This is a genomic window from Streptomyces sp. NPDC006544 (genome assembly GCF_040611715.1).
GTDB lineage: Bacteria > Actinomycetota > Actinomycetes > Streptomycetales > Streptomycetaceae > Streptomyces.
Map to the genome: position 1 here is coordinate 62,836 of NZ_JBEXOV010000019.1, position 13,434 is coordinate 76,269.

The window sequence follows — 13,434 nt, forward strand, 5'->3', positions numbered from 1 at the left end:
CACAAACCCGTATTAATGCGGGTTTGTGGACTGCTCCACCTCCTTCCTCGCACAGTTGGCTGCACCGCACCCAACAAGCATTGGAAGGTGGCGAGTTGTCATGAACGAACCCTCCTCCCCTCCGCTCCCGGACGTCATCCCGCACCGTCGGCTGTGCCTGGCGGCGGACGTGGAAAAGTACAGCCGTCTCGACACCCGGACCCAGTCGGCCACTCAGGCCGACCTGGTCCGGTTGCTGGACGAGGCGGCGACGTTGACCGGACTGGACCGCGCGGCTTGGGCCCGCCAACCGCAAGGCGACATGGAGTTCGCCGTACTCCCCGCGGACACCCCGGAAGCCACCGCGCTGGGGCCCTTCGTGCACCACCTGTCGGCCTGCCTGAGCACGCTCAACGCCCGTCCGGAGACCCCGCGGATCAGGCTGCGGCTGGCCATCGACGCTGGTGTCGCCACGGACGCCACTCTTGGTCACGCCGGACCTGCGCCGGTCGCCGTGGCACGCTACGTGAACGCCCCCCAGTTGAAGGCCGTGTTGGCCGCCCTCACCTCGGCCGACCTCGCCGTCATTGTGTCGGATCGGCTGTACCAGGACGTTGTACGGTTCGGGCACCCCGGCCTCGACCCGGCGCAGTACGTCCGTGCCCATGTGCAGGTCAAGGAGTTCGGAGGCTACGGCTGGATCCGTGTGCCGGGGCACGGCCCCGACGGCATCAGGCCGGTCGTGGAAGAAGTGACCGAGCCGCTGCTGTTGCCGCAAGCGCCCGTCCAGAGTCGGGCGAACCTCTCCCAGCACGTTCACCAAGGTGTTGCCGTCGGCGGGGACGTGAGCGGCGGTGTGAGCGTCGGCGTGCCCATGATGCCCCCGTCAGCCAGCCCCTGGCGCGTGTGGTGACCGATTCGGGCAAGGCCGCGCTCCGCCTTGCTGGGGACAGCACCCAGTGGGCGGACTACGGGGTGAACGTCGGCCACGACGTGCATGGCGTCATCAATGTCTACCTGCCGTCCACCGCCGCGCGAACGCCCTGGTGCCGGACCCAAGGAGCGAGCCCGATCTCGGGGAAGCGCCACGCCGCTGCGCGGTCGGCGCTGACTGCCCTGGGGAGTGCCTGCGAGCTGGCTGCCGCGGCGCTGTCGTATGCCGGCCTGATGGGGTCGGAGAAGGAGAAGCCATGATCAGGACTGACCCGGCCGGAGCGTTCTCCCTGATCGAGGGAGCCCTCCGCAAAGAACCCGTGGGTGCACCGTGGCTCCTGGTCGTGAGTGTCGGCCACAGCTCGGTACGGCTGTCCCCGGAGGAATGCAGGAATGCTCTTTACGGACCGCGACGCGACGAGGGACTGCGGGCGACGATTTGGCGACAGGCTGTCGCGGAGGCCAGGCAAGAACCAGCGGGTGGGGCCGGCACGGGACGCTTACTTGTCGTCTGGCTGGCGATTCCCGGCCTGTACCGCAACCTGCGTCGGATCCTGCGCCAGCTGCGGGTCGAGCGCGCCGATCTCGAGGCGGAGGCCGTATTGGCCGTACTCGGTGCCCTCGACACCGCGCATCCAGACAGCCCGGACCTGGGCGGTCACATGATCAAGGAGGCGGTGAACCGGATGTGGTCCTATGCCGACCGCGTCAGGAGGGAGGTTCCCGTTGTCGACGTAGCGCGCTTCGCCGAGGCCCGCTGCGTCACGGCACTGCGAGGGGAGCCACAACAGCCGACTGATGAGTGGGAACTGCACCTCACGCCCCCGCCACGCCATGACGGGCTGGCCGCGACACTCCGTTTCACGGATTCGCGCACCCGACGAGAAGGGGAGCGGATCGGGGCACTGGCACACTGCGCAGGCTTGCCCGACCTGGTATTCCGGGCCCGTCGCCACGAGGACTCGGAACTCATCGGCACCTTGGCGCTGAGCCCTCTAGGGGCTCGGCGGTGAGCGCCCGGTCCGGCCCGCCCCTGGGCTTCGCGGAGGCCTTCGACCTTCCCCTGAGTGTCGACCTCCGGACCGCTGCCCGAGCCTTCGGAGTTTGTCCCGGCACGGCGTACAAACTGATCCGCCGCGGGACCTTCCCTTGCCCGGTTCTGCGCGTCGGCGGGCAGTACCGCATCCCGACCGCGTACCTGTTGCGCGCCCTCGGTATCGAGGAACGGCCGGTGTATGCCGTCGACCTGGAAGCCGGCGCCGCGTACGCGGCCCGGCTCGACGAAACCCACCCTCGCGAGAAGGAGGACCTCGTATGAACGCGTTGCAGGCGCTTCGGTCGGAACCCGACCGGCCTCGGATGTGTTTCGTCGTCGGCCCCATCGGCGACCAGTACGCCGCGCACGGCAGCCCCGAGCGGGAGGCCTACGAGTACCACCTGGGGATCTTCGAACAGGTGATTGCGCCTGCCTGCGAGAAGTACGAGATCGCCGCTGTGCGCGCAGACGGCATCGCGCACGCCGGTGACATCAACGAGCAGATCTGCCGGCATGTCATCGAGTCCGACCTCGTCATCGCGGACGTCAGCGGTGGCAACCCCAACGTGATGTACGAGCTGGGGCTGCGCCACATCACCGGCAAACCGACGATTCACATCGGGGAGGCTGGGCAGTTGCCCTTCGACATCGCCTCGATCAGGACGATCCGGTACCAACGGGCGCGTAGTCATCTGGCCGGTGCGCGGCGCGAGATCGAGAGCGCACTGGAGGTCGGGATCAGGGACGGCTTCGAGCTCCTCACTCCTGCACGGGTGGTGCGGGCGCTCCAGACCGTCGACGGGCAGTCGCCCCCTGAACCGAGCGGAAACGCGGGAGACACGACCGAAGAGGACCCGCCCGGCCTGCTCGACGACTTCGCCGCGATCGAAGACGGGCTGGACGAGATGACCGCTCACTTGGAGGCGATCACAAAGGCGATCGAGACGATTGGAACTCTGACCGAACAGGGCAACATCGAGATCCTCGACCTCACCCAGGCCAACGCCCCGGCGAGCGCACGGCTCGCGGCTGTGGCCCGGTATGCGGGGTCGCTCAGTGCGCCGGCCGGGGAAATGAACGCCGTCTCTGCGGCCTTCGCGGAGCAGATGACAACTCTGGACAGCGGTGTGAGGGCCGCGTTGAGCCTCATCGAGACGACGCCGCTCGATGAGCGTGGCGAGGGAACGGACGAGTTCCTGGAACAGCTCATTGCGTTGGACGAGTCGGCTCAGGAGGGACTGGCACAGATCGGCTTCCTGGGCACCTCTGCCGACGGCCTGATCCGTGTGAGCCGACACCTCCGCAAGCCAGTGAAGGACATCTCCACCGCGGTGAAGCAGATGACGTCTGCCATCACGTGCATGGGAGAGTGGGCGGGCAAGGCCCGAGATCTGTTGCAGGGCACCCCCGAATAAATCTGCCTCGCAGGGACCCGGGCCTCTTGGGCCCGGGTCTCGTTGCGCTCTGGCTTCCCGAGCAGTGGTCGACGATGTGGCGCTACCGAGACGGCTTGCCGCCTCGCATTCTCTCTACAACCATTCGCGTTTCTTGAAGATGACGTACAGGCTGACGCAGGCGACTGCCATCAGCAGGATCGCGAGGGGCGCGCGGCACTCGACGCGTTGCTCGGTGTGGTCCCCGAGTGCTTCCCGGAGAGCCTTCACCTTGGCGTGAGTGAACGGGGGCTTAGCACGTGCTGGGACCCCGACCTAGATGCCGTATTGATCCTGGTATTTGGCAAGGATCGCGTGCGCTTGTCCGTTCATTCGATCTCCGGCGCGGGACCGGGCGATTTCGCTGATCTCGGCGGGTGTGCGCCCAAGCCAACGCATTGTGTTGAGGGCGATACTGATGATGTCGGCGACCTCACGTGCGGCGGCTTCCCGATCGCCGCGCGCGAGGTGGCCTTCAAGCTCGTCGAACTGGATATCTGTGGCACGGCGGAAGTGTGACAGCGGCTTGCGTGCGAGCTCGTCACCCGCTTCCTCCCAGGCGTCCCACATTTTTTGGAACGGGCCGAGTTCGTTCTCCACCGGCGCACTCTCCTAGTTGCCGTTACGGGTTGGGTCCTTTACAGGGTGTGGGTGGGAGATCCGGGCGCCGCCGTCGCTGCGGTCGGGGAGGTTGTCTGGTCGACCATGACTCCCACTCCGATGAAGAACAGTCCGGCGAAGACGAGCGCGATCATCCGGCGGCGCGACAGGCGTGGGACCTCCACCACTTCGTTGATCTTTAGGCCACCACCCACGATCGCGATGGCGACACAGAGCGCACCCACGATGTGCAGAGTCACAGAGTCCTCCCCGTCAAGCACCGATGCTTCTCTGTGTAATTTTGCATGTTCCTGGATGGATGTCTACGTGCTTCACAGTGTCAATCTCCGTAGACCGTCCAGGCTGTGGAGCGTGAGCCGGCGCCGCCCCGTGCTGACTAGGCCTTCTTCGCGCAGCTGTCGAAGAGCGATTGCCACGGCATCGCGCGATGCTCCGATCCGGTTGGCTAGGTCGTGCTGGCTGATCGGCACCGACAGGATGCAGTCGTTGCCCTCCGGCTCACCGAACTCGGCGGCAAGTTCGAGCAGCCATCGCGCGAGGCGGCTTTTGACGCCCAGTCGGGCCAGAATGGCCTGCTGGTCTGACTGGCGCCGCCGCCAGACAGCCGCCTTGTACATCACTGGCCAGAGGTGTTCTTCCTCGATGAAGGACAGCAGTGTGTTGGCGGCGATATCTATTCCGGTCACATCGGTGATGGTGGTGACTGTGGCGGATCGATCTTCCCCCATGAGGACACCTTCGTCGCCCATGACTTCACCCGGCCCGCGGATGGCGAGGATCACCTCCGTGCCGTCGGTCGCGCGCTGGGTCACCTTGACGTGCCCCTGCTCGATGACAAGGACGGAGCGGGAGGGCTGCCCCTCCCTGAAGATGGTCTGCTCCGCGGGGAACTGCACCCTACTGCCATGAGCCCGCAAGGCGTTGCGCTGCTCTTCCTGTAGCACCTCAATGATGGAATGTGCTTCGTTCGCCATGACGGTAACCGTACTATTCGGCAGTCCTGAGTGGAATCCTCCATGGAGATGTCATCGTGTTCGTGCGCTCTCTCCTCTCTTCGGCTCGTGTTGGGCGCCGAGGAAGGGCCAGGCGTTGGTAGCTGGCGAGCGCTGTCTGTGTCCTAATCGTTGGGTGTGTTGGGCTGATCTGACGCGAAGGCGCACGCCCGGAATGCGTTGCGGATCCTTGTGAGTGGCTCGCGGTCACGGTTGTAGCGGAGTTTGTTCGTGAGGAGGACGGCCCAGCGGTCCTGGGCTGGGCTGATCCACATACCCGTGCCGGTGAAGCCGTAGTGGACCCAGAGGTCCTCGGTCGGGGTGGTGCCGGGGGCGGGGTGCCAGAAGAGGCCGCGGGCGGGGGTTAGGTCGCCAGTCTCGATGCGGAGGGATCCCTTGATCCAGGCTGGGCCGAAGGCTGCTTGGGTAGGGACGAGCATGTGGCGGAGGAAGCGGGTGAGGTCGTCGAGGACCGAGAAGGTGCCGGCGATGCCGCAGACGCCGTCGAGGAGGCGGGCGGAGAAGTCGTGGGCGGTGCCCTTGAGGTGGGTGCCGGTGGTCTCGTCGTACTCGGTGGGGGCGCAGCGGGCCGCCTCGGCATTGGGGAGGGGACCGAAGCGGGTCTGCGTCATGCCCAGGGGGTGCCAGATGCGGTCGATGGCGAGCTGGTCCAGTGGCTGACCCGAGAGGTGTTCGGCGAGGTAGCCGAGGACGAGGGCCGCCCGGTCTGTGTACTCGACGGCTTCGCCGGGCGGGCGGTGGAGGGCCTCGTGGAGGACGCCGTCGCGGATGTCCTGGGGGTCGGTGCCGTAGAGGTTCTTCAGGTTGGCGCGCAGCGGCAGGCCGGCGGTGTGGGTGAGCAGGTGGTGGGCTGTGGCCCGGGCTAGGGGGTGGCCTGCGACTTCGTCCCAGAAGGTGCCCAGCGGGGTGTGGAGCTGGAGTTTTCCCTCTTCGACCAGGGTGCCGATCGTGGACCAGACGGCGAGGATCTTGGTGAGGCTGGCCACGTCGAAGACGGTGTCCAGCCGCATCGGCTCGTCCGGGTGGTCGGGGTCGAGGAGGCCGACGGCTCCGCTGGCCTGGATGCCGGCGGCGTTCCCGACGGCCCACACCGCGCCGGGGTAGACCTCGTCGCGTACGCCGGTCTGGAGGAGGTCTTCGATCCGGTCGGTGGTGTGGGTCATGGTCTCCCGATCGTCGTGGGCCGCGGGTGGTCCGCTGGCCAGGTTAGTGACGCGGCCGGGGCGGTGCCGGCTGCGCCACGGGTGGTGTCAGGCGAGTCGCCGGCCGAGGTCGGCGATGGCCGTGGCGGTGGTGCTGAGGGGGAAACGGGCGGCATTGGTGCGGCCGGATGCCCGGAGCATCTCCAGGAGGCCGGGGGTGGTGCGCAGACGGTGGAGGTCGTGGGCTGCGGTGGTGGGGTTGGTGAAGTCGGTGGCCAGGCCGGTGCCGGAGAGGGCTTCGCTCAGGCCGGGGACGGGTTGGTAAAGGACGGGGAGTCCGCAGGCCTGGGCTTCGAGGGCGACGAGGCCCATGGCCTCCAAGGTGGTGGAGGGCACGGCCAGGACGTCGTGTTCGGCGAAGGCCTTCCACAGTTGGTCGCGGCGGAACCAGCCGAGGTAGCGGACGTGGACGCCGAGCTGGCGGAGGACCGGGGCGAGGTCGAGGAACTGGGCGCGCGGGGCCGCGATGCTCAGCTCGACCGAGCGGGTGGCCGCGACGGCTTGGAGGAGGGGTTCGAGGCCCTTCTCGGAGCTGAGGCGGCCTGCGAAGAGGATCCGCAGGTGGCTCGTGGGACGTCGGGCGGGCCGGGGCGGTGGGCCGGTGAGGAGGCGGTCGGGGATGCCCCAGGGGATCTTCTCGATCTTGTGCCTGTCGGTCTTGGGGGCGAGTTTGAGCAGGCGGTCGGCCATGGCGCCGGTGGGGACGACGATCGCGTCGGCAGCGGAGGCTGTCTCGCGGAGAACGCGCAGCTGCGTGGTGTGGTTCTCGGCGTGCAGGAGGTCGGTGCCGTGGACGAAAGCGATCCGGGGGTGGGCGGGTAGGGCCCGCAGGAGGGCGGGAGTGGCGCCGAAGGCCAGGTGGTGCAGGTGCAGCACGCTGATCTGGTGCGGGTCGATGGCGGCCGTCATGGCGTGGCGCAGGTTGGTGACGTACCGGCTGAAGGCGTGGCCGTCGAGGCACTTGCCAGATGCGTGCAGTAGGTCGATGCCGGCTGGGGGGTGGGGCCGGGCGCCGTTGGAGGCGAGCATGAAGGCGCGGGCGGGGATCGCGGGTTGGGTGCCGGCGTAGAGGTCGAGGAAGAGTTCGACGCTTCCGCCGGGGCTGGGGAACGGCAGGTCGAGGGCGGTGGCGACGACGCGGTTCACCGGCGGCCTCCGGGGTTCTCCTCGTAGAGGCGGGATGTCTCGATGCCCTCGCTGGCGCGGTACTTGAGGCCGTGCTGCTGGTAGCTGGCCGGGGAGCCGTGGGTGCGGAGGAAGGCGAGCTTGCCGAAGGTCATGCCGGGCCGGACGCGCACGGGGCGGGTGGCTCGGATCTCCAGGGTCCAGCGGATCGCGTGGCCCTGGTGTCCGAGCGGGGCGGAGACGTGGACCCAGATGCCGAGGGAGCCGGTGGTCCGGTCGCCGTTGAGGAGCTGGGCGTAGGACTCGGAGCCCGTCCGCTCCAGGGTGTGGCCGAGGTAGAGGTGGCCGGGCTCCAGGACGTACCCGTCGTCGGGGAGGGTGAGTTCGGAGAAGGCGGTGGGACTGGCGGCGTCGAGGTCGCCCTCGCAGACGCGGAGCGTGCTGCCCAGGCGCCAGTCGTACGCGTTGGGGGACAGGCGGTCCGGGTCGTACGGGTCGATGATGATGCGACCCGCCTCGCGGGCGGCGGCGATGGCCGGTCCGGTGAGGATCACGAGGTCACCGCCGTGGCGTCGAGGTCGCGCCAGTACGAGGAGGGCTGGGGCCCGGAGGCCGCCTGGTACTTGCCCTCGTACAGGTCGATTGCGCCCTCGGAGACGAAGAACATGATCTGCCCGATCTTCATCCCGGCGTAGACGCGCACGGGGCGGGTCGGGGTGAGCATCAGCGTCCACTGGCCGTGGAAGCCGATGTCACCGATGGGCGCGGTGATCTCGACGAAGAGCCCCAGTCGGCCGACGGAGGAGCGACCGAAGAGCAGGGGGACGAAGAGGTCGGATCCCACCTCCTCCAGGGTGTGGCCGAGGTACAGCTCGCCTGGCCGGAGGACGTGGCCGGCATCGCCGATCTCTGTGCGGCGGGTGGGGTTCGGGCGGTGGGCGTCGAGTATCTGGTCGGTGTAGGTGAGCAGCGTCCCGCCCAGGCGGACGTTGTAGCTGTTCGGGTTGACCTGGGTCGGCGTGAAGGGGGAGATGCGCAGCCGTCCGTCTTTCGAGGCGGAGGTGATCTCGGGTCCGGTGAGGATCACTGGTCGTCTCCCTTGGTCAGGATGCTCCTGATCGCCGAGCCGAGGCCAAGGCCGGAGGGGTGGGATCGGCTGCCGAGACAGGTGTCGGCGAGGTAGTCGGTGGTCAGCACGCTCGTCAGCCCGCCGGGCAGCGGATCGGGGGAGGTGATCAGGGGTCCTGCCCGCTCGGTGAGGTGAGTGAGCAGGGCAGCGGGGTCATTCCGGAAGGCGGGCGCGACCTGGGCCTCGACCAGCTCGTTGTCGAACGGCTCGATGGTGAGTAGATCCCCGGTGGTGAGGACTTCGCCGAGTAGCGTCGTGCGCACGGCGGTCTCGTTGAGGACGACCGCCTCGCTGCCCAGCCCGCTGCACAACCGGTCGGCCAGCTCGCGGAGCAGGGCGCGACGGTCGAGCGGCCTGTTCCGATGGGCCGCGACGAGACGACCCAGCGGCTCGGCCAGCTGCGCGTCGATAGAGGCGATCTGTTCACGGACGGATTCGAGCCCGGGCGGCAGAACGGACTCCCAGGTGTCAGGGAAGCGGGCGGTCCGTCCGACCCAGCCTTTGGGGGAGCGCTCGGCGACTGCGTAGCCGACGGCGAGTTCCTGGCCCTTGAGCACGAGGGTGCTGCCGACCCGTTCGGGTCCGGTGTGTTCGCTGTGGCAGTGGCCGGCGAAGATCACGTCGAGGAAGGGGCACGCCTCGGCGAGCTGGAGGTCCTGCTCGAAGCCGGAGTGGCTGAGGAGGACCCAGGAGTCGACCTCGTGGTGGTGCGCGAGCATCAGTTCGCGCAGAGTCTGGACGGGGTCGGTGACGCGGTGGGCGGACCGCTGCCCGGCCGGGATCGAGTTGAACGCCTGCAGGCCGATCACGGCCGTGACGGCCGTCCTTCGGCCCGCGATGTCCACGATGCGCAGACGTCGGAAGAGCGCGTTGCCGGTGGAGTCCTCGACGACGTTCGCGCATACGGTCCGCTGGTGGAGGCCCGGCTCGAAGTAGTGAAGCCAGCCGTGGTTCCCGGGAGCGACGACGTCGTACAGGGCGAGCAGGATGTCCCGTTCGAGCGCGCCCCTGCCGAGGCGGTAGTACCCGGTGCCCTCGAAGAAGTCGCCGCAGTCCACCAGCAGGCTGTCCGTGCGTGCCTGGTGGAGGTGCCCGAGCAGCGGGCCGTCGGCACCGAGGGCGGAGTGGACGTCGGTGGTGGCCAAGATCTGTCGTAGGGAACGGGACGTGGTCATGGCGCGACCTCGCAGATGTCGGCGCCGAGGTGGAGGAGCTTGCCGGGCAGGTCGGCGTGGCCGCGGCGGAGCTGGTCGACTCCGCCGAGGGTGGTGATGCCGCGGGCGGTCAGCGCCGCGACCATGAGCGCGGAGCCGGTGCGGATGTCGGTGGCCTCTACCCCGGCTCCGGTGAGGCGTTGCGGGCCGGTCAGACGGCATTCGGTGGGGGAGATCTCCTCGATCTTCGCGCCGAGCCGGGCCAACTGGGGCAGCAGGTTTCCGTGGCGGCCGGGGTTGATGGAGTCGGCGAACAGGTGTGTCCCGGGCTGGCCGAGAGCCAGTGCCATCAGGGGAGGTTCGAAATCGGCGTCCAGGCCGCCGGTGGCGAGTGTGGCGATGGCGCGAAGGGGACGGCCCATGGGCCGGGCGGCGCTCCCGTCGACCAGGAGGACGTCTTCCCGTACCGAGGTGGGGATGCCCAGCCGCTGCAAGGCTGCCTGCAACGGCACCACGTCCCGACCTTGGACGCCCTCGATACGCGCGGTCCCACCGGTGGCGGCGACGGCGCAGGCCAGGGTGCCTGCCTCGATCTTGTCGCCCGGTACGCGCCAAGCCGGAGCCTCGGCCGGTGATGCCGCTGCCGGGCTCAGGTCCAGGACCTGTTCCCCGGCTCGGGCCTCCCATCCCGCCGAGCGCAGGGCGTCCAGCACGGCGAGGACTTCCGGCGACAGGTTCGGCCGACCGAGGCGCAGCGCACGGCCCGCGACGACCGCACGCAGGACGGCGACGACCGTCGCACCGCGCGACCGGAACGGGAGCGAGTGGGAAACCGTTCCGGTCGCGGGTCGACCGGCCGCGACGTCATAGCCCTCGTCATGGACGGCGACACGGTCACCGAACGCCTCGTACACCTTGAAGTGCAGGTCCATGCCGCGCTCCCCGATCCGGCATCCCCCGGGCCAGGGCAGCCGGGCGCTCCCTTGTAGGGCGAGGAGTGCGGGCACCAGGTAGTACGACGCGCGGATCCGTGCGGCCGCGGCCAGGTCGGGTTCCGCGGGTACGGCGTCAGGGGCCATGATCACCACGCTGTCGGGCCGTCCCACGGCCCGGGCGACGTGCCAGCCCGCTCCTTCGATCAAGGTGAGCATCCAGTGGACGTCGGCGCTGGCGGGGACGTTCTCCAGCTGGACGGTCCGGCGCACGGCTGCTGCGGAGGCCAGCAGCGGCAGGGCGGCGTTCTTGGAGCCGTCGACGGTGACCGAACCGGAGAGGGGACTCCCCGGACGTACGGCGATGACCTCCGCGCTCGTCGCAAGAGTTCGATGGGGTGCCATGCGTTCAACTCCTTTGCAGGGGAGGTTGTGTGATGGACGGCGTGACCGAGGTGGGTACGGACAGATCGAGCTCGGCCCAGCAGGACTTGCCGCCGGCGCTGTGGTCGACGCCGTGCCGGTCGGCGAGGGCGTCGATGATCAGCAGCCCGCGGCCGTCCTCGGCGTCCGTACGGGGTGGGCGTGCGTGGGGGAGGACGGAACTCCAGTCGCGGACCTCGAAGCGCAGTCGGCTGCCGCGCAGGCGAGCGGTTACGGAAGCAGCTTCGTTTCCCGTGTGCTGAACGGCGTTCGCCAGCAGTTCGCCGGCCACGACCTCTGCCACGCAGATGCCGTCGGTGCCGATGACCGAGCGCCAGCCCCTGATCTCGTTCATCACCTGGTGCCGGGCACGAGCGGCGCCCTCGGGCGTACTCGTGACGGCCAGCGTGATCTCGTGCACTTCCATGAGCAGCCTCCTGGAGGGGTGCGGTTCCACCAGGCAAGCGGGTCAGGAGGCGGCTGCGCGACGGGCCGCGCAGCCCCTGCATCGTTCATGCACGTTGTGCATGGCGGGCAAGTTCGTTGCAGCTAGGCTCGGTTGAGCAGGCAGGATCGGTCTCGGCAGAAGGGGCCGTGGCGGAGATGGTCGACAAGCAGGGCGAGGGGCACCGGATCGGTGAACTGATCCGCCGGGCTCGGGTCTTACAGGGCCGCTCACAAGCGGACGTGGCCGGCGAGCTGGGGTATCACCAGTCGAAGATCAGTCGGCTGGAGGGCGGACGCGGAACGGACGACATCCGCGTCCTGCGCGACGTCGCACGCATCCTGCGCATTCCTCCGGCCCGACTCGGTCTGGGGGAGGCCGCCCCGGAAGCCGATCCCCACGACCCGGAGACAGAAGAAATGCTGCGCCGCCGTACCTTGCTTGCCGCCAGCGTCACCGCGCTCACAGCCTCGGTCGCGCCGACGGCTGCGCACCCCGCGCTCGTCCAGGCGCTCCTGCCCGGGATGCCGACGACTCCGACGACGGAAGCGCCGGAGTCCGGGGAACTACGAAACCGGGCCACGGCCATCCGGCGCCTCTGGAGCACGTGCGACTACGCGGAGCTGGAGCGGACCCTTCCCGGTCTGATCACCGATCTCCGCCACTGCATCGCCGACTCCCCGCAGGCCGAGGAGCTTCCTCGCTTCCTGGCCACGGCCTACCAGACCTCGGCCAGCCTCCTGCTCAAGCAGGGAGACCCCGGCACGGCGTGGCTCGCCGTCGGGCGCGCGATGGCCGAGGCCGAACGCTCAGGTGATCCGCTTGTCCTCGCCGCCAGCGTCCGCCTCCACGCGCACGTCCTCGTCCGCGAACAGCACGCCGGCCAGGCCGTCACACTGATCAAGCACACGGCTTCACTACTCGCCGGTGCGTACGACCGGCAGCCCCACCACCACCTCTCCGTGCTCGGGTTGCTGCTACTGCGCGGAGTCACCGCTGCCAGCAGGGCCGGGGACCGTGCTGCCACCGCAGAGTTCCTGGCCGAGGCCAAGGAGGTGGCGAAGTACGTCGCCCTGGACCACCCCGACGCCTGGGCCAACTTCAGCCCCACCAACGTGGCCCTCCACGAGGTCAGCGCGGCCGTGTCCTTCGGCGATGCGGGGGTCGCCATCGACATCGCCAGTCCGCTCATGCGCCGCCACATCCCGGTGCCCGAGCGCCGGGCCGCCCTATGGGTGGAAGCCGCGCGTGCCTACGCGCAGCAGGGCCGCCTCGCCGACGGCTACCAGGCCCTGCGGATCGCGGAGACCTGCGCAGCCCAAGACGTACGGCGACCAGCCGTCCGGGACCTGGTCGCCGACATGGCGGCCCGGGATCGTCGGCGTACGCTGCCAGAGCTCCACCACTTCAGCCGCCGACTGGGAGTACCCGCGTGACCGATTCGCAGCGCAAGCCCTTCCTGTACGTCGTCGTCTGCGCGGCCGGGATCGCGGGCGACGTCGGCAAGCTGATCGACGCCGCGCACGAGCGGAGCTGGGACGTCGGCGTCGTCGCGACCCCGCAGGGGCTTCCCTTCCTCGACGTTGCCGCGATCGAGGAGCGGACCGATTACCCCGTCCGCTCCGCCTGGCGCGCGCCCGGCGACGCACGGTCCTTCCCGCCCGCCGATGCGATCGCCGTAGCCCCGGCCACCTTCAACACGGTCAACAAGTGGGCGGCCGGCTTCGCGGACAACCTTGCCCTCGGCATCCTCTGCGAGGCCCCGGGCATGGGCATCCCCACCGCCGTCCTGCCCTACGTGAACACCGCCCTCGCAGCCCACCGGGCGTACCGGCGGAGCCTCGCAGAGCTGCGCGAGATGGGTGTGCTGGTCGGCAGCTACGAGCCTCACCGCCCGAAGTCCGGCGGCGGTGCCGACCGCTTCCGCTGGGAGGAAGCCGTTGACCTCCTGGCTCCGTTGCTGGCGGCAGGGGCCGCCCACCACTGATCCTGCGACTGCCAGTGGGTAG

Annotated in this window: 17 protein-coding genes; 7 read left to right on the forward strand and 10 right to left on the reverse strand. The window is 69.0% G+C overall.

What is annotated here, in order from left to right; genetic code table 11:
- Positions 1-100: 100 nt before the first annotated feature.
- Genes ABZY44_RS12125 through ABZY44_RS12145 form a run of 5 tightly spaced genes read left to right on the forward strand, consistent with a single transcriptional unit; the run spans position 101 to position 3,363 of the window.
- Positions 101-892, forward strand: coding sequence for a hypothetical protein (locus ABZY44_RS12125; protein WP_356652625.1), 792 nt, complete (start codon positions 101-103; stop codon positions 890-892).
- Complete coding sequence (locus ABZY44_RS12130; protein WP_356652627.1) at positions 889-1,173, forward strand: hypothetical protein; 285 nt, start codon at positions 889-891, stop codon at positions 1,171-1,173. The genes ABZY44_RS12125 and ABZY44_RS12130 overlap by 4 nt, the downstream gene beginning before the upstream one ends.
- Positions 1,170-1,925, forward strand: a complete 756-nt coding sequence (locus ABZY44_RS12135) for a hypothetical protein (protein ID WP_356652629.1) — start codon at positions 1,170-1,172, stop codon at positions 1,923-1,925. The genes ABZY44_RS12130 and ABZY44_RS12135 overlap by 4 nt, the downstream gene beginning before the upstream one ends.
- The gene (locus tag ABZY44_RS12140) at positions 1,922-2,230 is read left to right on the forward strand and encodes a helix-turn-helix domain-containing protein (protein ID WP_285548645.1); all 309 of its coding nucleotides are present in this window, start codon (positions 1,922-1,924) and stop codon (positions 2,228-2,230) included. The genes ABZY44_RS12135 and ABZY44_RS12140 overlap by 4 nt, the downstream gene beginning before the upstream one ends.
- A complete protein-coding gene (locus tag ABZY44_RS12145; protein ID WP_356652631.1) occupies positions 2,227-3,363 on the forward strand; it encodes a hypothetical protein in 1,137 nt (378 codons plus the stop codon). Before ABZY44_RS12140 ends, ABZY44_RS12145 begins: the two co-directional genes overlap by 4 nt.
- 294 nt (positions 3,364-3,657) lie before the next feature.
- Here ABZY44_RS12145 and ABZY44_RS12150 read toward each other — a convergent pair whose 3' ends face one another.
- From ABZY44_RS12150 to ABZY44_RS12195, 10 genes are all read right to left on the reverse strand, one after another.
- Positions 3,658-3,981, reverse strand: a complete 324-nt coding sequence (locus ABZY44_RS12150) for a hypothetical protein (RefSeq protein ID WP_285548649.1) — start codon at positions 3,979-3,981, stop codon at positions 3,658-3,660.
- A 38-nt stretch (positions 3,982-4,019) separates the two neighbouring features.
- Entirely contained in the window at positions 4,020-4,241 is a 222-nt protein-coding gene (locus ABZY44_RS12155; RefSeq protein WP_356652633.1) for a hypothetical protein, read from the reverse strand.
- A 72-nt stretch (positions 4,242-4,313) separates the two neighbouring features.
- Positions 4,314-4,976 (reverse strand): Crp/Fnr family transcriptional regulator, encoded by a 663-nt coding sequence (locus tag ABZY44_RS12160; RefSeq protein ID WP_356652635.1) that lies wholly within the window; start codon positions 4,974-4,976, stop codon positions 4,314-4,316.
- Between the two features lie 143 nt (positions 4,977-5,119).
- A complete protein-coding gene (locus tag ABZY44_RS12165) occupies positions 5,120-6,178 on the reverse strand; it encodes a serine hydrolase domain-containing protein (protein ID WP_356652637.1) in 1,059 nt (352 codons plus the stop codon).
- 87 nt (positions 6,179-6,265) lie between these two features.
- Positions 6,266-7,363 (reverse strand): glycosyltransferase family 4 protein, encoded by a 1,098-nt coding sequence (locus ABZY44_RS12170; RefSeq protein ID WP_356652639.1) that lies wholly within the window; start codon positions 7,361-7,363, stop codon positions 6,266-6,268.
- Positions 7,360-7,896 (reverse strand): deoxycytidine triphosphate deaminase, encoded by a 537-nt coding sequence (locus tag ABZY44_RS12175; protein ID WP_356652641.1) that lies wholly within the window; start codon positions 7,894-7,896, stop codon positions 7,360-7,362. The genes ABZY44_RS12170 and ABZY44_RS12175 overlap by 4 nt, the downstream gene beginning before the upstream one ends.
- On the reverse strand, positions 7,893-8,429 hold the full coding sequence (gene dcd / locus ABZY44_RS12180) for a dCTP deaminase (protein ID WP_356652643.1): 537 nt from the start codon (positions 8,427-8,429) through the stop codon (positions 7,893-7,895). Before dcd ends, ABZY44_RS12175 begins: the two co-directional genes overlap by 4 nt.
- Entirely contained in the window at positions 8,426-9,646 is a 1,221-nt protein-coding gene (locus tag ABZY44_RS12185; RefSeq protein ID WP_356652645.1) for a metallophosphoesterase, read from the reverse strand. Before ABZY44_RS12185 ends, dcd begins: the two co-directional genes overlap by 4 nt.
- Complete coding sequence (locus ABZY44_RS12190) at positions 9,643-10,962, reverse strand: UDP-N-acetylglucosamine 1-carboxyvinyltransferase (protein WP_356652647.1); 1,320 nt, start codon at positions 10,960-10,962, stop codon at positions 9,643-9,645. Before ABZY44_RS12190 ends, ABZY44_RS12185 begins: the two co-directional genes overlap by 4 nt.
- 4 nt (positions 10,963-10,966) lie before the next feature.
- Positions 10,967-11,407 (reverse strand): ATP-binding protein, encoded by a 441-nt coding sequence (locus ABZY44_RS12195; RefSeq protein ID WP_356652649.1) that lies wholly within the window; start codon positions 11,405-11,407, stop codon positions 10,967-10,969.
- A 176-nt stretch (positions 11,408-11,583) separates the two neighbouring features.
- Here ABZY44_RS12195 and ABZY44_RS12200 point away from each other — a divergent pair, with 176 nt between their 5' ends.
- Together ABZY44_RS12200 and ABZY44_RS12205 are read left to right on the forward strand one after the other, a co-directional pair.
- Positions 11,584-12,861 carry a helix-turn-helix transcriptional regulator gene (locus ABZY44_RS12200; protein ID WP_356652686.1) on the forward strand — a complete coding sequence of 426 codons (1,278 nt, stop codon included), beginning with the start codon at positions 11,584-11,586 and terminating at the stop codon, positions 12,859-12,861.
- Positions 12,858-13,412: a flavoprotein gene (locus tag ABZY44_RS12205; protein ID WP_356652651.1), complete on the forward strand. Its 555-nt coding sequence runs from the start codon at positions 12,858-12,860 to the stop codon at positions 13,410-13,412. Before ABZY44_RS12200 ends, ABZY44_RS12205 begins: the two co-directional genes overlap by 4 nt.
- Positions 13,413-13,434: the final 22 nt, after the last annotated feature.